At 68.6% G+C, this 18,076-nt stretch carries 13 protein-coding genes; 5 read left to right on the top strand and 8 right to left on the bottom strand.

All coding sequences use genetic code 11. The features are described from left to right. Nucleotides 1–376: 376 nt before the first annotated feature. The 5 genes from CCS01_RS14620 to CCS01_RS14600 all read right to left on the bottom strand — a co-directional run bounded on the left by CCS01_RS14620 (nt 377) and on the right by CCS01_RS14600 (nt 6,963). Nucleotides 377–2,065, bottom strand: coding sequence for a GMC family oxidoreductase (locus CCS01_RS14620; RefSeq protein ID WP_104519542.1), 1,689 nt, complete (start codon nt 2,063–2,065; stop codon nt 377–379). Continuing rightward, nucleotides 2,055–2,693, bottom strand: coding sequence for a gluconate 2-dehydrogenase subunit 3 family protein (locus CCS01_RS14615; RefSeq protein WP_104519541.1), 639 nt, complete (start codon nt 2,691–2,693; stop codon nt 2,055–2,057). The genes CCS01_RS14620 and CCS01_RS14615 overlap by 11 nt, the downstream gene beginning before the upstream one ends. Continuing rightward, entirely contained in the window at nt 2,686–3,585 is a 900-nt protein-coding gene (locus tag CCS01_RS14610) for a hypothetical protein (RefSeq protein WP_146101769.1), read from the bottom strand. Before CCS01_RS14610 ends, CCS01_RS14615 begins: the two co-directional genes overlap by 8 nt. 487 nt (nt 3,586–4,072) lie before the next feature. Next, nucleotides 4,073–5,167 (bottom strand): enolase C-terminal domain-like protein, encoded by a 1,095-nt coding sequence (locus tag CCS01_RS14605; RefSeq protein ID WP_104519539.1) that lies wholly within the window; start codon nt 5,165–5,167, stop codon nt 4,073–4,075. A 2-nt stretch (nt 5,168–5,169) separates the two neighbouring features. Beyond that, nucleotides 5,170–6,963 carry a thiamine pyrophosphate-requiring protein gene (locus CCS01_RS14600; protein WP_104519538.1) on the bottom strand — a complete coding sequence of 598 codons (1,794 nt, stop codon included), beginning with the start codon at nt 6,961–6,963 and terminating at the stop codon, nt 5,170–5,172. Between the two features lie 248 nt (nt 6,964–7,211). Between CCS01_RS14600 and CCS01_RS14595 the strand changes: the two genes are divergently transcribed. Together CCS01_RS14595 and CCS01_RS14590 are read left to right on the top strand one after the other, a co-directional pair. Next, complete coding sequence (locus tag CCS01_RS14595) at nt 7,212–7,988, top strand: manganese catalase family protein (RefSeq protein ID WP_104519537.1); 777 nt, start codon at nt 7,212–7,214, stop codon at nt 7,986–7,988. 7 nt (nt 7,989–7,995) lie between these two features. Further along, nucleotides 7,996–8,403, top strand: coding sequence for a hypothetical protein (locus CCS01_RS14590; protein ID WP_104519536.1), 408 nt, complete (start codon nt 7,996–7,998; stop codon nt 8,401–8,403). On the opposite strand, the gene CCS01_RS14585 is transcribed toward CCS01_RS14590, so the two are convergent. The 3 genes from CCS01_RS14585 to CCS01_RS14575 form a co-directional block, all read right to left on the bottom strand. After that, complete coding sequence (locus tag CCS01_RS14585; protein ID WP_204848281.1) at nt 8,404–9,537, bottom strand: DUF4336 domain-containing protein; 1,134 nt, start codon at nt 9,535–9,537, stop codon at nt 8,404–8,406. A gap of 90 nt (nt 9,538–9,627) precedes the next feature. Next, nucleotides 9,628–10,809 (bottom strand): acyl-CoA dehydrogenase family protein, encoded by a 1,182-nt coding sequence (locus tag CCS01_RS14580; protein ID WP_104519535.1) that lies wholly within the window; start codon nt 10,807–10,809, stop codon nt 9,628–9,630. Continuing rightward, nucleotides 10,806–11,903, bottom strand: a complete 1,098-nt coding sequence (locus tag CCS01_RS14575; protein WP_158258397.1) for an acyl-CoA dehydrogenase family protein — start codon at nt 11,901–11,903, stop codon at nt 10,806–10,808. The genes CCS01_RS14580 and CCS01_RS14575 overlap by 4 nt, the downstream gene beginning before the upstream one ends. Nucleotides 11,904–12,301: 398 nt before the next feature. On the opposite strand from CCS01_RS14575, the gene CCS01_RS14570 reads away from it, so the two are divergent. The 3 genes from CCS01_RS14570 (at nt 12,302) to CCS01_RS14560 (ending at nt 17,459) form a co-directional block, all read left to right on the top strand. Next, nucleotides 12,302–13,945: a flavin-containing monooxygenase gene (locus CCS01_RS14570; protein ID WP_104519533.1), complete on the top strand. Its 1,644-nt coding sequence runs from the start codon at nt 12,302–12,304 to the stop codon at nt 13,943–13,945. Between the two features lie 39 nt (nt 13,946–13,984). Beyond that, on the top strand, nt 13,985–15,646 hold the full coding sequence (locus CCS01_RS14565) for an AMP-binding protein (RefSeq protein ID WP_104519532.1): 1,662 nt from the start codon (nt 13,985–13,987) through the stop codon (nt 15,644–15,646). Nucleotides 15,647–16,424: 778 nt separating this feature from the next. Then, nucleotides 16,425–17,459 carry a GGDEF domain-containing protein gene (locus CCS01_RS14560; RefSeq protein ID WP_104519531.1) on the top strand — a complete coding sequence of 345 codons (1,035 nt, stop codon included), beginning with the start codon at nt 16,425–16,427 and terminating at the stop codon, nt 17,457–17,459. The last annotated feature ends 617 nt before the right edge of the window (nt 17,460–18,076 follow it).

The following is an 18,076-nucleotide window of genomic DNA, read 5'->3' as shown; positions in this document are numbered from 1 at the left end:
GTTGGGATGGGGGCGGGGACGTGTCTGCCACCGCAATCAAGCGGACACGGAGTTGCACGGTGTTTGCACGGAGTTTCACGGAGAAAGGGGATATTGCGCTTCGCGCGGAGCGCCTGAAGCGATCTGACGTCGCCGTCGAGCCGATCAGGTCGCTGCCCCCGGGAAGAACTCCATGCAACTCCGTGCAAACACCGTGTAACTCCGTGTTCGCTTGATTGCAGCCGGTGAAGAAGGCACCGGCGGAGACGGGTACGCACCACCGTCACCCTGACAGGCCAGAAATGTGCCCTGGCTGGTTTCGCTTCGGCGGCGGGGAGTGGATGGCCGGGACACGCCCGGCCATGACGTTAGAGCGGCGAACTCAGCCGCGATCGCGTCAACCTCCGGCTGCCGAGGCAGCCGACACCACCCGCTGCCGCCGTTCCAGCTCACCCCGATCGGCCATGGCCTTGATGCGGTCCGCGGTGCGGCAGGCGATCGCCTGGATGGTCAGCGACGGATTGACACCCCCCACTGTCGGGAACACACAGCCGTCGCAGATCCACAGGTTGGGAATATCCCAGCTCCGGCAATCGGCATCGACCACGCTGGTGGACGGCGAAAAGCCCATCCGCGCCGTGCCGTTCATGTGAGCGGTGTCGTCGGTCTGCCGCCAGATGTCCTTGGCGTTGATCGCCTGCAGCGCCTGGGTCATGAAGTCCAGCGAGTGCTCGATCAGCCGCTTGTCGTTGTCGCCCCAGCTGTACTCGACCTTGGCAATCGGCAGGCCATACTGGTCCTTGTCTTCGGCGAGGGTGACGCGGTTGCGCTCCTGCGGCAGCATCTCGCCGACGATCTTCAGGCCGACCTGGTGGTTGTAGTGCTCCATGGCGCGCATCAGGTCCTCGCCCCACAGGCCGTGGGCGGTGGCCTGCGTCTTGGCCCAGAGCTGCGGCAGCGGCCCCTGGCTCATGTAGGCGTAGCCGCCAAAGAAGTCCTTGTTGTCGTCGTAGTTCCAGTGCTCGGTGATCGCCAGCGAGGGCGGGCCCTTGTAGGACCGGATCTCCCGGTCCGATACGCCCCAGACCGCCTGGTTGGACTGCGCCATCAGGTAGCGGCCGACCAGCCCGGAGCTGTTCGCCAGCCCGTCCGGGTAGCGGTCGGTGGCGGAGTTGAACAGCAGCCGCGGCGTCTCGATCGCGTAGCCGGCGACGACCACGTTGCGGGCGCGCTGGAAGTGCCACGCGCCCTCCCGGTGGTAATGCACGCCGGTGACCTGGCCGGTGTGATCGACCTCGATCCGCCCGGCCATCGACAGGTCGCGGATCTCGGCCCCGGCGGCGACGGCGCGGGGAATCCAGGTGACCAGCGCGCTCTGCTTGGCATTGGTAGAGCAGCCGGTGACGCAGAAGCCGCGATACACGCAGGGGTGCGACAGGCCGCGCGGGGCGGAGACGGTGGCCAGCGGAGTCTCGGTCCACTTGATCCCCAGCGCCTCGCAGCCCTGTGCCAGCGCCAGGGCGGCGGCATTCAGCGGGTGCGCCCGGTAGGGATAGCGCGGCCGCTTCGGTCCCCAGGGATAGGTGACGGGGCCGGAGATCGCCAGCGCCTGCTCCACCTGCCCGTAGTAGTCCCACATCTCCCGCCAGTCGATCGGCCAGTCGGCGCCGTAGCCGAGCAGCGTGCGGGCGCGGAACCACTCCGGCCGGAACCGCAGCGACACCATGGCGAAATGCACGGTGCTGCCGCCCACCGCCTTGCCGCTGTTGTTGGCGCCAAGCTGCAGCGGGTTCTCGCCGCCCGAGATGCGGTCGTCGGTCCAGTACAGCTTGGTCTGCTCCGACTCGTCCGAGGCGAACTCCTCCAGCGGCCGGAACCACGGCCCGGCATCCAGGCCGACGACCGAGAAGCCGTGCTCGGCCAGGCGGCAGGCCAGCGTGCCGCCGCCGGCGCCGGTGCCGACGACCAGAAAATCGACTGGCTCGGACAGCGAGTACTGCCGCATCGGCATCCAGCCGCCGGGACGGTGGACATCGGGGGCGCGGCCGGCCTTGCCGCGGGGTTCGGCGTGCGGGTCAGCCGACATGGCGGTTCTTCCGTCGGGCATAGTCCGGATCGCCGTGCGCCTCCACCGCTTCCCAGGAGTCGCGCTCGTCGTAGCCCAGGCGGACATAGCCGCGCGGGCTGGCGGGGCCGCCCCAGCCGATTTCGCTCCAGGCGGTGGGGTGCGAGAAGTAGGCGTGCACGATGTCGGTCAGCAGACGCTCCTTCCAGAAGAGCTTGGACGGCATGCCGCCCCAGGCGTCGGATTTCAGCTCCCCCTGCTCCATCCGCTTCAGCAGGTCGTGCTGCTGCGGCCCGGCCAGGTGGCGAAAGGACTGCTGGTGCGCGGCCTCGGCCTCGGCGTTCAGCGCCAGCAGCCCGCGGCGCCATGCCTCCCGCTCGCGCGGCAGGCCGGTCATGCGGTAGCCGTCCGAGACGTCCTCGAACAGCTTGTCGTCGACCAGGGCGGCGACCGGCACCGGCGGGCGGTGCTTCGGCTGCGGCACGATGTGGGCGGCGATCGCCTCTACGGTGGCGAACTCGGGCTCCGAGAAGAAGCGCGGCGAGCGCGGCAGCGACAGCCGGCGGTCGATGACTTCGCGTGTCTTGTCGTTCCACGACGGCGTATTGCGCTTCGACAGGACGTCGTAGCCGGGATAGGGATCAGGCATCGGGATGCTCCCGCAGCAGGCGAAGGGCGGCGAGGCCGGCGAGCGCCAGCCCGGTGAAGCTGGGCGGCGCCGGCAGCGGCGGGCCGTCGAGCACGTTCTGCTTCCAGTTGTGCCAGCCGCCCATTGCCCGGTGGATGCCCCAGCTGTGGAACAGCACCCCTGCCCCACCCATCCCGGCAGTCAGCCACAGCCACATTCGGGTGAACCAGCGGTCCGGCCGCTTCGGGGCGAGCGCGGTGTTCAGCAGCAGCCCCGCGGCAATTGGCGGCAGCGTCACCGGCGTGTACATCGCCGGGTTCTGGAAGGCGCCGCGGAAGTGCAGCAGTGCCGCCTCGGCGGTGGTGCCGAGCAGGCCCAGGCCGCTGAGTCCCGCCAGCATCCGCCCGGCCGGCAGCCCGAACAGGCGCGCCTTGCCGTGCCGGGGATTGTCCCGCACCTGCTCGGCCGCGGTGCCGAGCAGCCCGGCCAGCAGGATCGCCATCGGAGCACCCAGCGGTGCGCCATAGAACAGGTTCTGCCAGGCGAGACGGCCTGGCCGCTTCGTCACGTTGTACAGGTGGAAGCCCAGCCCCACCATGCCGGTCAGCGCCGTGGTCGCGGCGACGGCCTGCCGCGCGTGGTGGGTCTCCGGCTCGCGGTCGGTGGTGCCGTGGGCGTTCATCGCCAGGCTCAGCGAGGACACCACCAGCGGGGTGTACATCGCACGGTTCTTGAAGCTGCCGCGGTAGTGCTCCACGGCGCTGTCGAGCAGCACTGAAGCGGCCAGCAGCGCAGACCCGACGTTCAGCCCGCGGGCCGCGCGGACGGTGGCGCCCCGGGTCCCGAGCGACTGCTCCAGCGCGTTCAGTTCGTCCAGCACGGACTGGAGCGCGGTGTGACGGTCACTACTCATGCCAGTCTCTCTCCGTCATGGCCGGGCGTGTCCCTACGGGATGCACACATCTCGGAAACGGTCCGCCGCTGCGTTCCCCCATCGTCATGGCCCGGCTTGTCCGGGCCACCTGTCGCGGCACAAGTGCTGGAATAGGTGGCCCGGACAAGCCGGGCCATGACGAAAGGGAAACGCTCTCGGCGCCCAGGCAAGCACTTGATTTTACGGTCATTTCCGACTCGTTTCCAGGATGTGTGCATTGCGTAGGGCGTGTCCCGGCCATCTACCCCCCACCGTCGAAGCGCAGATCGCCGGGACACGCCCGGCCATGACGGGGAGGCAGCGGACCGGGGGCCAGATCCCTCTCCGGCCACCGCCTTGTTCGGATAGCCACGGGGACACGCCCGGCCATGGCGGGGAGAGGCAACAGGCGCCGCTCTGTCAGCGTCCATTGGGACACGTCGGAGCATGGCGGGACGCACCGCCTGCGGCAGCCGCTCGGCCCGCATCACAGCGCGTACCGCGCGGCATCCGCCGCCTTCAGCGTCAGGCCGAGCCCGGGGCGGCTCAGGTCCGGCGTGATGACGCCGTCGTGCGCCCGGGCGGCGCCGTCGAACAGCATCGACTCCAGCCGGACATGGTCGTGGAAGTATTCCAGGTGGCGCAGGCGCGGGACGGCGCAGGCAACGTGGCAATGCACCGACGGCGCGCAGTGGCCGGACAGGTCGATGTGGTGCGCCTCGCAGAGCGTGCCGGCGCCCAGGAAACCCGAGACGCCGCCGCAGCGGGTCGCGTCCGCCTGCTGCACGTCCACCGCGCCGGCCTGCAGCATCCGGCGGATGTCGTCCAGGTTCCAGGCGTACTCGCCGGCCGCGACCTCGACCGCCGCCGGCATGCGGTCGCGCAACAGGCGCAGGCCTTCCAGGTCGTCGCTCGACACCGGCTCCTCGAACCACCGCACGCCCTGGGCGGCGCAGTGCTCGGCCAGTGCCAGAGCGCGCTTGCGCGACAGGGCGCCGTTGGCATCGACGAACAGGCCGGCGGAGCCGATGGCGCTGCGGGCGGCGGCGATCCGCTCCGGGTCCCGGTCGGGATCGCTGCCGATTTTCATCTTGACCCACTGGCAGCCGTCGCGCCGCACCCAGCCGGCAAGCTGGTCGCGCAGCCGGCCGTCGTCGTAGTTGGTGAAGCCGCCGCTGCCATACACCGGCACCGACGAGCGGACCATGCCCAGCAGCCGGGCCAAGGGCAGGCCGAGCAGCTTCGCCTTCAGGTCCCACAACGCCGTGTCGACGGCCGATATGGCGGTCGCGGCAATGCCGGACGCGCCCATGTTCCGGACGTGCTGCCGCATGTGCCGGTGAGCCGCGCCGACGTCGAAGGCGTCGCCGTCCTTCAGCAGCGAGGCCAGCTTTTCGTTGACGAGGCCCGCGCCCTGGCTGGCGCCATAGGTGTAGCCAAGCCCCGTCTCGCCGCCGGCCTCGGCCTGCACGATGACGATGACCGTCTCGCTCCAGGCCAGGGTGCCATCCGCTTCCGGCCCGTCGGTCGGCACCTTGAAGGCGGCGGCGTGCACCCGGCCGATTTTCGCCTCGGCCCGCATGGTCAGGAACGGTGGCCGGGCAGGACCGAGCTCAGCACCTCCTTGGCGGTATCCATCAGCATGCTGCCCTCCTCGGGATCACCCTTGACGATCGTCGAGGTGAACGCCTTGGCCTGCGCCAGCGTGATGTGCGGCGGCAGCGGCGGCACGTTCGGGTCGGTCTTCACCTCCAGCACCACCGGGCGGTCGGACGACAGCGCCTCTTCCCAGGCGCCGGCCAGGCGGTCGGGGTTGTCCACGTAGATGCCGCGCAGGCCGATCAGTTCGGCGAAGCGGTGATAGGGCACGTCGGGAAGCTGCTGCGAGGCGTTGAACTTCGGGTCGCCCGCCATCACCCGCTGCTCCCAGGTCACCTGGTTCAGGTCCTGGTTGTTGAACACGCAGACCACCCACGTCTTGTTCGACCACTCGCGCCAGTATTTGGCGACCGTAATCAGCTCCGCCATGTTGTTCATCTGCATGGCGCCGTCGCCGACGAGCGACACCACCGGGCGGTCGGGATGGGCGAACTTCGCGGCAATAGCATAGGGCACGGCGGCGCCCATCGAGGCCAGCCCGCCCGACAGCGAGGCCATCATGCCGCGGCGGATCCTGATGTCGCGCGCATACCAGTTGGCGCAGGAGCCGGAATCGCTGGTGATGATCGCCCGCTCCGGCAGCCGCGGCGACAGTTCCCACACCACGCGCTGCGGATTGACCGGCTCGGCCGAATGCATGGCGCGGGATTCCAGCTCCTTCCACCACGCGGCGACGTTCTTCTCGATCGTCTGGCGCCAGGACCGATCGGCTTTTTCCTCCAGCAGCGGCAGCAGGGCGCGCAGGGTGTCGCGGCTGTCGCCGGTCAGGTTGACTTCCATCGGATAGCGCAGGCTGAGCATGTTGGGCTCGATGTCGATCTGCACCCCGCGGGCCGCGCCTTCCTTGGGCAGGAACTCGGAATACGGGAAGCCCGAGCCGATCATCAGGAGGCCGTCGCAGCCCGTCATCATGTCCCAGCTCGGCCTCGTGCCGAGCAGGCCGATGGAGCCGGTGACCCACGGCAGGTCGTCCGGCAGCGCCGCCTTGCCCAGCAGCGCCTTGGCCACGCCGGCGCCGAGCTTGTTGGCAACCGCGATCACCTCGTCGGTGGCGTGCAGGGCGCCGGCGCCGACCAGGATGCCGACTTTGCTGCAACTGTTCAGGACCTCGGCGGCGCGGCGCAGATCGGCGTCGGTGGGGATGATGCGCGGGGCGCTGTAGCCGACGCCGGAATGGACGGTGCCGTGCTTGCGCGGCGGGTCCTCGTAGGGTTCCTCCTGGAGGTCGTTGGGGAAGATGATCGCGGTGACGCGGCGCTCGGCCTTGGCAATGCGGACGGCGCGGTCGACCAGGTGGCGCACCTGCGCGGGGGCGCTGGCCTGCTGCACGAAGGCGCCGGCGACGTCCTTGAACATAGTATGCAGATCGACTTCCTGCTGGTAGTGGCCGCCCATGGCGGTGCGCGCCTGCTGTCCGGCGATCGCCAGCACCGGCATGTGGTCCAGGCGGGCGTCATACAGGCCGGTGATCAGATGCGAGGCGCCCGGCCCGGAGGTGGCCATGCAGACGCCCAGCTCGCCGGTGAACTTGGCGTAGGCCGAGGCCATGAACGCGGCCATTTCCTCATGCCGCACCTGCACGAGCTGGATCTTGTCGGTCCCGAAGCGGTTGAGCGCGCCAAGCAGTCCGTTGATGCCGTCGCCCGGGTAGCCGAACACGCGCCGCACGCCCCATGCATAGAGCCGTTCCCAGACAAAATCCCCAACCAGCTTGGCCATGTCGCGCTCCGTACCGAATGTTGACGCAACAACAGGAATTGGCCGGGCTGGTTTAGTGAATGACGGAAGTTTCACCTGCTTTCCGGGCGCTGATTGTTTCATCGCAACAAGAATGGTGGTGGCGCGGGCGCCGCATGCCTGACACGTGATAGAGGCAGCAACGGCCCGGACCGCAACCGGGGCAGACCCAGCCGGTTGCTGCAACACCGCCGCGAAGCAACGGCGTGGCAGCAAAGGAAAGAGGCGCCATGTTCCTGCACAAGTCCATCCTGGTTCACGATGTCCGTGTCCAGAACCCCGATCCGGTCTTCGCCGAGAAACTGCTTGAACAGTACGGCGGGGCGACCGGCGAGCTGACCGCCGCGTTGACCTACCTGACGCAGTCCTACCACACCGAGAACGCCGGCATCAGGGACATGCTCCAGGATATCGGCACCGAGGAACTCGGGCACCTGGAAGTCATCGCCCTGCTGGTCGAGCAGCACACCAACAAGGCGTCGGCCAATCTCCGCGACAAGGCGTATCAGAGCACGCTGTTCGCTATCCGCGGTCCCGGTCCGCACCTGGTCGATTCGAAAGGCCTGACCTGGGATGCACGGTATGTGAATGAAGGCGGCCACACGGTCCGTGACCTGCGCGCCAACATCGCGGCCGAGGCCGGTGCGCTCAATACCTATGAGCAGCTTATCGCCATGACGACGGATGACGGCACGCGGGAAGCGTTGCGGCATCTCGCCACGCGCGAAGTCTCGCACACGCACATGTTCATGGAGGCGCTGAAGACGCTGAATGGACTCGACCAGCCGATGTTCGGTGACCTGAAGCCGGACGATACCGTCAATCTGTACTTCAACATGTCCTCCGGCCCGGGCGCGGACGAGCGCGGTCCGTGGAACCGCGAGCCGGCGTTCCAGTACATCGCCGATCCGCTGCAGCACGAGATGCAGACGAGCAAGGGACGGGCGGGGAACGAGATGGCACCCGCGGAGCCGCATCTCGACCGCAGCCGGGCCTCCAGCCGGTGAGGGGCGCATGACCCCTTCTGCGCTGCATCGGCGCACGCTTCTGCGAGGCGGGGCGACGTTCGGCTGCCTGGCGTTCGCCGGGCTGCCCGCGGCACCCGGCCAGGCCGCGACGGAGACCGCGCCGCTGACAGGGGTGCTGGCCGGCTGGCTGGTGATCCAGCCGGACGGTGGCGGCCGGTTCGACCTGATGGCGCTGGACGCGGAGCAGCGTCCGGCCAGGCTGGTGGCCAGCGAGACCATCAAACCGGCGGCCTCGGTGGCCGCGGCGGCGCGCGAGGCCCAGATGGCCGCCGTCTGGACCGTCGCGGCGTCCTGGCACGTGGCGGCCAGGGACTGCGCCTGCGGATGGGGACGGATCGACCATCTCCCGAGCGGCCGGACCATCCCGTTCACCCTCTGGACGGATTTCGCCTGATCAGGCGTCCACCTTGGCCCGGCTGGACGGGGCGCCGCGATACCCCGCCCCGTCCAGCAGCCAGCGCAGCGAGCGGCGCAGTTCGGCGGCGCCGTTCGACTCGAACCAGCGTCCGTGGGCGAAGATCACGCGCTCCGGCCGCAGCTTCAGCAGCCGCACGGCCGCCTGCGTCGCCGCCGGCCGGCGCAGCTTGAAGATCGCCCGCACATAGGGCGGCGGCATCCCGCCCGGCGCGGTGCTGCCGAACAGCCGGGCGATCAGCCGCATCAGTGGCGGCACCTTCGCGGGCTCCAGGTTCAGCACCAGGTCGGTCAGCACCAGTGTGCCGGAGGGCCGGTGGAACAAGGCGGCCTCGCGGAAGCCCATGCCGCCCGGCACCATCACCAGGTCCACCGTGTCGCCCCAGTCGGGCGGGGCGGCCTCGCCCAGGTCGAAATCGAGATGCAGACCGCTGCGCCGCACCGGCCGCCGCTGGCGCAATCCGGGCACACCCCAGGTGGTCGCCGTCGGGCAGGCGCGCTGCCAGTCGGCCATGTGGGTCCAGTGCGCCGAATTCGGCGCCACCAGGTGGGCGATGCGGCCGAGCCCCTCCAACTGGCGCTTCAGCGCGTCGCTGTAGCGTGTCGGCGAGTGCAGCAGCAGGTCGCCGTTGGCCAGCCGGATCACGGTCATGCGCGCCGGCAGCACGCGGCCCAGGGCGCCTGGCGCGAGGCTCTCGACGATGAAGACGTCGTCGGCCACCGGGCGGGCCATGTCCAGCGGCTGGTAGGCGACGGACTCCGTCACCACGGGCTTGCCGCCGGCGTTGGTGTCGCTGAGCGCGACGATCGCCAGTTCCGACAGGCCGGTCGCGACCAGCAGGGCGCGCTCACGCGACGTGACGTTGCGCAGGGCCAGCCCGGCCGCCAGGATCGCCGCGCCGCCCAGTGCGTCCAGCACCAGGTGCTGCCGCATGGTCAGGAGCGGGACCAGCCCGGCCTCGTAATCCGTCGCCAGGGCGTAGCTGGCGTGATACGCGCCCGCGGACCCGAGCGTCGCGCGCACCGGCGGCGAGAACGCGCGCGACGCCGATGCGCCGCCCAGCAGCCCCGCGACGGTCCAGTCGATCAGTCCGTGCAGCCAGGTGGGGATCATGCGTTCTGCCTCCTGCCACGAAGGGCCATGCCGCTGGGGATCATACACCGCCGAACCCCGGGCCGCCGCAGGCAGTTCCCCACGGCGCCGTCACACCCGCGGCATGCCCAGGCCGCGCTCGGCGATGATGTTGCGCATGATCTCATTCGTGCCGCCGGCGATGGTGCCGGTGAACGCGCCCATGAACTCGAACATCGGGCTGCCGAACGGCGCCTCGGCGAGCATCGCGAAGGCCTGGCCGTCGACGCCGGCGATCCGGGTCATGAACGAGCAGATCCGCTGGCGCAGCGCCGTGCCCGACAGCTTGACGATCGACGGCAGGACGCTGGCGGACGCGCCGGGCCGTTCGTTCTCTTCCAGCAACCGTCGCAGCAGGTGGCGGCCGGCCTGGATCTCGGCCAGGAAGCCCACGAACTCGCGGCGCAACTGGTCATCCCGCAGCCAGGGCGCGCCGCTCGCCAGCGCGCGGCGGTAGAAGGCCTCGATTTCATAACGCTGCCGTTCTGCGCCCTCGAACGCGATGACGCCGCGTTCCGAGGCGAGGGTTGCCTGCGCGACGCGCCATCCGTCGTTCTCGCGGCCGATCATGTTTTCGGCGGGGATGCGGACGTCGGTGAGGAAAAGTTCGCCGAATTCCGATCGGCCGTTCGCCTGCCGGATCGGCCGCACCTCGACGCCGGGGGAGCGCATGTCCATGATGAAGTAGGAAATGCCGCGATGCTTCGGCGCGTCCGGGTCGGTGCGGGTCAGCAATATGCACCAGTCGGCGTACATCGAGTAGGATGACCAGATCTTCTGGCCGTTGATCACGTAGTGGTCGCCGTCGCGGACCGCACGGCAGCGCAACGACGCCAGGTCGGAGCCGGAGTTCGGCTCGGAAAATCCCTGGCACCAGACGTCGCCTTTCGCAACGCCGGCGAGGTGGCGGCGCTTCTGCGCCTCGGTGCCATGCGGGAACAGCGTGCCGGGCAGGTGGATCAGCGAGATGGTGAACATGCGCGCCTGCGGCGCATCCGCGCGCGCGATCTCGTCGGCGATGACGATCAGGTGCCGCAGGCTCAGGCCCGCGCCGCCGTAGTCCTTCGGCCAGTGCGGGATGGCAAGGCCGGCCTTGCTGCGCTCGGCCATCCACCAGCGCTGGAAGGCGATGAACTCGTCATTCGAGGCGCTGGCCATGCGGGCCTTCCAGCCGGACGGCACAACATCGCCGAGCCAGCCGCGCACGGCCTGCCGGAACGCGGGGAGATCGTTTTGCTTGTCGAGGATGCTCATGGCTCCAGCTCCAGTGCGGAACGACCCGCTTGCGTAACGGCAGCCAGCCCGGCGGCGGCCTGGTCGCGCAGCACGGGATTGGCCATGACAAGGACCTCGTTCAGCCGCGCGCGCTTGAGGAAGATGTGCGGGTCGAAGTCCCAGGTGAAGCCGACGCCGCCGTGCAGTTGCACGCAGTCGGTGGTGACGAAGACGGCGGCCTCGGTCACCTCGGCCTTGGCGAGCATGACCCAGATGTCCGCATCCGCGGCCGCCCGCTCGGCAGCATGTGCAACCATTTCATCCGCAACCGCCAGTTTCGTTGCCAGATCGGCTGCGCGATGCTTCAGCGCCTGGAAGCCGGCGATGGGCTGCCCGAACTGCTCGCGGGTTTTCATGTAGGCGATGGTCCGTTCGGTGATGGAACGGGCGGCGCCGGCGCTGTCCGCCGCGACCGCCAGCGCCATTGCCCGCGTCAGCGCCGCGCCGGCGCCGTCGTCCAGCAGAGCGGCGGGCTTCGCCTGCTGCAGGCGGATGTCGATCACCGTCCGGGTGGGATCCCACATCGGCGTTGCCGTGACGTCGGCGCCGGCAAGCTCGACCAGGACCCAGGCGTCGGCCACGGGTGCAAGAAGGACGCCGGCATCCGGTGCGCCCAGGCAACGTAACGTTCCGGAGACGGCCTGGCCGGACCATGCCAGCGCCGCCGAGCCTGGCGTGGCCGGAACCGCCGCGCTGATCTCGCCGGAAGCGAAGCGCGGCAGCCAGGCCTGCCGGATGGAGTCGTTTCCGGCGTCGGCAACGGCCTGCGCCGCCGACAGCGTGGCGATATACGGCCCGGGCGCCGCCTGCCGCCCAAGCTCCGCGTGCAGGATCGCCAGGCCGCGCGCGCCCAGGCCGAGGCCGCCGTACTCGTCCGGGATGCCGAAACCGAGCCAGCCCAGGGACGCGGCCTGCGACCACAAGTCCCGGTCGAGCGGGCGCTTGCCGTCGATGAAGGCGTGCACGGCCGTGCTGCCGCTCTGCTCCGCCAGCACGCCGGCCACGCCGTCCCGCAGGGCGTCGAGCGTCGCCTGGTCCGGCGGGCCTGCTGTTTCGCTTGCTGTCGTTGCCATGGAGCCTCCTACTGTCCAGCCGCCCGGCGCGGCGCGGATGCCCCGATGAGTATGTTGCTGTTCCGGATCGGATGGGTCATCCTGGAATACCTGCTTCCTCGGAGAAGACGCGATACGCTGCCTCGCCTTCGTGTGCCGGCGAGTATCCCTTGCCAAGGCCGGGGCATCAAGGGCCGGGGCATCAAGAGCCCGGGCTTCCTGCCGCCTGCCTGCATCATCGGGCAACCGGACCCCGGCGGCCCGCATAATCGATGCGATATCGCACAGTCCTTGGCCGGGCCGGCACGGAACCGCCGCCGCGGATTGCGATTGCGGCCAAAGCGTGGAAAATACCGGCCGGTAGCCATTCCGGCCCCGGCGTCACCCGGGGCCGGTAACATAGGAAAGGGAATGACAGGATGAACGTCCCACTCGAAGTCGCGGAACGGCCGCGCGCGGCCAATGCCAACGGCTTCGACGCGATCATCATCGGCGCCGGCATTTCCGGCATGTTCATGCTCTATCGCCTGCGCGAACTGGGCATGACGGCGCGCGTGTTCGAGACCGGCAGCGACGTCGGCGGCACCTGGTACTGGAACCGCTATCCCGGCGCCCGTTTCGATTCCGAAAGCTGGACCTACGGCTACTCCTTCTCCAGGGAACTGATGCAGGAATGGGACTGGAAGGAGCATTTCTCGCCGCAGCCCGACACGCTGGAATACCTGAACCACGTGGCGGAGAAATTCGACCTCCGCCGGGACATCCAGTTCCACAGCACGGTGAAATCCGCGCACTGGGATGACGCGGCCGGCCAGTGGACCGTGACGCTGGAAAGCGGCCAGCAGGCCCGGTCACGGTTCCTGATGACGGCGGTTGGGATTCTCTCGGCCCACACCCTGCCGGCCATTCCGGGGCGGGACAGTTTCCGCGGCCCGGCGTACCATCCGGCGCGCTGGCCTCACACCCCGGTTGATTTCACCGGCAAGCGCGTCGGCATCATCGGCACCGGCGCGACCGCGATCCAGGCGATTCCGGAAATCGCCAGGCAGGCAAAGCAGCTTACCGTCTTCCAGCGCCGCCCGAACTGGGCCGCGCCGCTGCACAACGCCAAGATCGGCAAGGCCGAGATGGAGGAAATCAAGTCCCGCTACGAACAGATCTACGCCCACTGCGCCACGACGCCGATGTGGTTCATCCACCAGACCGATCCCCGCAAGACCCTGGACGTGCCGCCCGCGGAACGTGAGGCGTTCTGGGAAAAACTCTACGCCGAGCCCGGCTTCGGCATCTGGATCGGCAATTTCCGCGACATCCTGGTGGACGAGAAGGCCAACGCCGCGATCAGCGAATTCATTGCGAAGAAGATCCGCCAGCGCGTGAAGGATCCCAGGGTCGCCGACATGCTGATCCCGAAGGACCACGGCTTCGGCACCCGCCGCGTCCCGCTGGAGAGCGGCTATTTCGAGGCCTTCAATCGCGACAACGTGCTGCTGGTCGACATCATGAACGAAGAGCCGATCGAGCGCATCACGCCGAATGGCATCCGGACGAGCAAGCGGGAGCATGAATTCGATATCCTGGTCTATGCGACCGGTTTCGATGGCGTAACCGGCGCGTTCGATCGCATCGACATCCGCGGCGCGCACGGCGTGCGGCTGAAGGATGCCTGGGCGGATGGCCCGCGCACGTATCTCGGGATGCTGGCTGAAGGTTTTCCGAACATGCTGATGGTGCTGGGTCCGCACACCGCTCGCGGCAACATTCCGCAGGCGATCGAACACAGCGTGGAGTTCCAGGCCGGCATGCTGCGGTTCATGCGGCAGAACAACTACACGCAGGTGGAAACGAGGCCCGAGCACGTCGCGGAATGGACGGAGACGGTGATCAAGGCGGCCGAGCCGTTGCTCTCCTCCCAGGTCGATTCCTGGCAGACCGGGGTGAACCGGAACGTCGAGGGCCGGACCGTCCGCCGCGTGCTTGGTTACAACGGCAACGGCGTTCATTTCCGCCGCAAGACGGACGAGGTTGCCAAAGGCGGCTACAGGGAGTTCGCATTCCGCTGAGTGCGGGGGACATTTCAGCCGGTGCCAAAAGGCGGACGCATGAGCATCTACGACGAGAAGCCCTGGCTGAACAGCTACGCGCCCGGCCAGCCGGCCGGGATCGTTCCCGAACACGCGGACGCGCTTTCGATGTTCCGCTCCGCCGTCGCCCGCAGCCCGGACGCGGACGCCATCCGCTATTTCGGGACGCGGATCTCCTACCGCGCGTTGGATGCGCTGTCCGACGCATTGGCCGCGGCGCTCGTTGACCGCGGGTTCGGCCGGGGCGACAGGGTTGCGCTGTATCTGCAGAACGTGCCGCAGTTCGTCATCGGCCTGATCGCGACCTGGAAGGCCGGCGGCGTCGCCGTGTCGGTCAATCCGATGAACCGGCACCGCGAGCTTGAACTGCTGCTGACCGATTCCGGGGCCTGCGTGCTGCTGTGCCTTGAGACCCTGTACCGGGACGTGGCCGCGGCCGTGGTGCCGAGGACTTCGGTGCGGATGGTGATCACCACGTCGGAGCTTGATGACCGGTCGCGCGACGACGGCCGCCTGTTCGCGAATGTCGAACGGGTCGCATCGGACGGCGCCATCCCGCTGTCGGATCTGCTTGCCGGGTTCCGCGGCCGTGCTCCGCCGGAGGTTGCCTTTTCCGCTTCCGACAGCGCTTTTCTGACCTATACCTCCGGGACGACGGGGCCGCCGAAGGGGGCGATGAACAGCCACGGCAATTTCGTTTACAACTGTCAGGTCTATCGCGACTGGTGCGGCCTGGGCGCGGCCGACGTCGTGCTGGGCCTGGCGCCGCTGTTCCACATCACCGGCCTCGTCGGCCACATCGGCGTCGCCCTGCTCCTCGGCGCGCCACTGGTGCTGACGTACCGGTTCGAGCCGGCGGTCGTCCTGGAGACGATCCGTGACGAGCACGCAACTTTCGCCGTCGGCGCCATTACCGCGTTCATTGCGATGATGAACCATCCGGACGCGAGGACAGAGAATCTTGCAACGCTGCGCAAGGTTTTCTCCGGCGGCGCGCCGATCCCACCGGCGGTGATCAAGACGTTTCGGGAACAGTTTGGCCATTACATCCACAGCGTCTATGGGCTGACCGAAACGACGTCGCCCTCGCACATCGTGCCTGTTGGGGCCGAGGCGCCGGTTGACGAAGCGTCCGGGGCGCTGTCCGTCGGCGTGCCGGTCTATGGCACGACGGTGCGGATCGTCGGCGAGGACGGGCAGGACCTGCCGGCCGGAGAGGCCGGGGAAATCGTGACCACCGGGCCTCAGGTCATTGCCGGCTACTGGAACAAGCCCGAGGAGACCGCGCACGCGATCCGCGACGGCCGGTTCCATACCGGCGACGTCGGCTACATGGACCAGCGGGGGTGGTTCTATATTGTTGACAGAAAGAAGGACCAGATCAACGCCGCCGGCTACAAGGTCTGGCCGCGCGAGGTCGAGGATGTGCTGTACGAGCACGACGCGGTGCTGGAGGCCGCGGTCGTCGGCGCGCCGGATCCTTATCGTGGCGAAACGGTGAAGGCGTTCATCAGCTTGCGGCCCGGCCGGTCGGTGACGCCTGACGCGCTTATTCTGTTCTGCAAGCAGCGCCTCGCCGCCTACAAATACCCGCGGATCGTCGAAGTGCTCGATGAACTGCCGAAGACCGTCACGGGCAAGATCCTGCGCCGCGAACTGCGGGCGAAACAGTCGCCCTGACGCCGCGGGCCCGTCCCGCCGCCGCTCATGCGCCGAGCCCGAGCCGGGGCAGGCTCCCGGATCCTGCCGGCGGTCAGGCGCGCCATGGTCAGGCCCGCCAGGGCCGGTAGCAGCACCAGCATGGGCGGCGGTTCGGGTATGGGCTGGGACGGCGGCACTGCGTTGACCGAGACGTCGTCGAGGGGCTTTTATACGATCCCAGGGAAACATTGCCGGTTCCGTCACTCTTCAGGCGAATGCAGGCCGCACCGACAGTCGTGGGAAAACGGCAAGAATTTCCCGGCACCCATATAACAGCCGACGGAGATCGGGTGCCCGCGGCAAACGGCGGGGCGGCGTCGTTCCGCCAGCCTGTGCGGGGGCCAGCGACGGCCAGGGACCGCGAGTACTGCTGGAAACACCACAGCGCGCGTCGCAATATTGACGTTATACCGCGATAAATTTTTAAAAATAATATGTATGATATTGCTTTAATTGCGGTACTATAAATTTACTGCCGAGCCCTGCCATGGAGGCCTCCTATCGCCGCGACCGCCTCAGGAACACTGTTGCCAGGCCGCCATCAGCAGACATCCCGCGCCATGCCGCTCGGCATCGCGGCAGGTGAGCCGTGGCGTCAGGCGGCGCTGCCCCGGACAGGCCGGCGCCGCCCGCCGCACCGGCCCGTTCGCGCCCGGCCAGGCTCCCCCGGCGTGCCGACAACCGCAGTCACGCCGCCCACCAGGGTCTGCCCGCCGGCGCCGTTGCCGCGACGGATGACAGGAGATCATCAGGACTGATGGCCACGCAGCCTCCGCTCGCCGACGATGCCGGCGCGATCCGCAGGTGGGCCGCCAGGGCCTGGCTGGAGATGGACAACGCCGGCGTGCTGCCGACGCCGCAGAATTTCGACCTCTGGTTCACCCACGTCAGCGGCGCCAACCCCGAACTCAGCCAGCAGATCGCGGCCGTGGCAGGCGGGCAGCCGGTGACGCCGGCGGCGCTGCAGGACCTTCACGCACGGTTCGGCGCCGCGAAAACCGACGTGGACGCGATCGTCGAGCGGGCCGAGGCCATCCAGCGGGGCGCCCAGTCGATGATCACGCTGGTCGCCGGCAACACCGAGCACCTGCACCACTACGGCAATACCCTGTCGCACTGGTCGGCCCGGCTGAATGAGGACCGGACGCTGGAGAACCTGCTCCAGGCGGTGACGATCCTCTCGGCCGAGACGGCGAAGGCCAGCGAGCGCAATCGCGCGCTCGAGCAGCAGCTCGCCGCCGCGACCGCGCGGATCGCCCGGCTCAAGGACGGCATGGAGGAGCTGCGGCGGGAGGCGACCACCGACACCCTGACCGGCCTGGTCAACCGCAAGGCTTTCAGCACGAGGCTGCGGCGGGCGCTGGCGGATGCCCGGACGGACGGCTTCGGGGTTTCCGTGCTGATGATCGACGTGGACTATTTCAAACGGGTCAACGACACCTACGGCCACGCCGCCGGCGACCTGGTGCTGCGCCTGATCGGACGCCTGCTGGGCGAGAGCGTGAAGGGCCGCGACACGGCGGCCCGGTTCGGTGGCGAGGAATTTGCGGTGCTTCTGGTCAGGGCGGACCTCAAGGGCGCCACCACCGTGGCGAACCAGATCCGCGTGGCGGTGGAGAGCAAGCAGTTGTTCAGAAAGCGCGTCAGCGACGAAGCCGTGCGGATCACGGTTTCGGTTGGCGTCGCGCAGTTCCGCCCGAACGAGACGGCGGCCGCCTTGCTGGAACGCGCCGATGCCGCGCTCTACCAAGCCAAGTCGCTCGGCCGCAACCAGGTATGCGCGGCGCAGTAGGGCGGCGGGGTTGCCGTGGACGCAGTCCCACCGCCGCATCGCCCGGCGCCGCGGGCCAAGCCGTGGCCCCCACGCCGCGCAACAAGCGCCGCGGCCGGCCCAACCGGCTGAACGCGACCCTGTAGCGCTGAGCGGCCCGATCATCCCGCGGCGCGTGCCCGGCCGGCCGGTTACCGCATCGAGCCGCGCCGGTCTGAACCGGGGAACATTGCCGGCGGCCCGGCTTCGGGTATGTTTTTCGTTGCTATATCGTAGTTTAGTAATTTATATGAAGTAACGAATTTATCGATCGCGCGCCCCTCATGGCGGGCGTGCGGCCGCATCGTCCGAACATGTAAGCACAGAGTTGGCCAGCCGGCACCGCGATGGCGGAAAATGGGCGGGGGCGGCGTCCACGCGCCTTTTCCTGGCCACGCGGCGCCCCCCACCGCCACTAGGCCAGACCAACGAACCGGCCTCCCACGACAGCAACGACCGCACCAGCCCGCGCGCTGTCCCCCTGATCCTCAGAGGCCCTCCGCAGCCCTCAGTTCATTCTCTGTACAAACAGAAATACCCCATCCGCCACGCTGTCCACGCCAACGACGCACCACCCCACGCCACAGCCGCCCCCCGGA

The organism is Rhodopila globiformis (assembly GCF_002937115.1).
In the GTDB taxonomy this organism is placed as follows: Bacteria; Pseudomonadota; Alphaproteobacteria; order Acetobacterales; family Acetobacteraceae; genus Rhodopila; species Rhodopila globiformis.
This window is presented reverse-complemented; position numbering and strand designations above follow the sequence as displayed.

Bases quoted from the DNA above. Each gene is read 5' to 3' on its own strand.
- CCS01_RS14580 (WP_104519535.1), bottom strand. From the start codon at position 10,809: ATGAGCATCCTCGACAAGCAAAACGATCTCCCCGCGTTCCGGCAGGCC.
- CCS01_RS14570 (WP_104519533.1), top strand. From the start codon at position 12,302: ATGAACGTCCCACTCGAAGTCGCGGAACGGCCGCGCGCGGCCAATGCC.
- CCS01_RS14610 (WP_146101769.1), bottom strand. From the start codon at position 3,585: ATGAGTAGTGACCGTCACACCGCGCTCCAGTCCGTGCTGGACGAACTG.
- CCS01_RS14565 (WP_104519532.1), top strand. From the start codon at position 13,985: ATGAGCATCTACGACGAGAAGCCCTGGCTGAACAGCTACGCGCCCGGC.
- CCS01_RS14600 (WP_104519538.1), bottom strand. From the start codon at position 6,963: ATGGCCAAGCTGGTTGGGGATTTTGTCTGGGAACGGCTCTATGCATGG.
- CCS01_RS14620 (WP_104519542.1), bottom strand. From the start codon at position 2,065: ATGTCGGCTGACCCGCACGCCGAACCCCGCGGCAAGGCCGGCCGCGCC.
- CCS01_RS14615 (WP_104519541.1), bottom strand. From the start codon at position 2,693: ATGCCTGATCCCTATCCCGGCTACGACGTCCTGTCGAAGCGCAATACG.
- CCS01_RS14590 (WP_104519536.1), top strand. From the start codon at position 7,996: ATGACCCCTTCTGCGCTGCATCGGCGCACGCTTCTGCGAGGCGGGGCG.
- CCS01_RS14575 (WP_158258397.1), bottom strand. From the start codon at position 11,903: ATGGCAACGACAGCAAGCGAAACAGCAGGCCCGCCGGACCAGGCGACG.
- CCS01_RS14585 (WP_204848281.1), bottom strand. From the start codon at position 9,537: ATGATCCCCACCTGGCTGCACGGACTGATCGACTGGACCGTCGCGGGG.
- CCS01_RS14595 (WP_104519537.1), top strand. From the start codon at position 7,212: ATGTTCCTGCACAAGTCCATCCTGGTTCACGATGTCCGTGTCCAGAAC.
- CCS01_RS14560 (WP_104519531.1), top strand. From the start codon at position 16,425: ATGGCCACGCAGCCTCCGCTCGCCGACGATGCCGGCGCGATCCGCAGG.
- CCS01_RS14605 (WP_104519539.1), bottom strand. From the start codon at position 5,167: ATGCGGGCCGAGGCGAAAATCGGCCGGGTGCACGCCGCCGCCTTCAAG.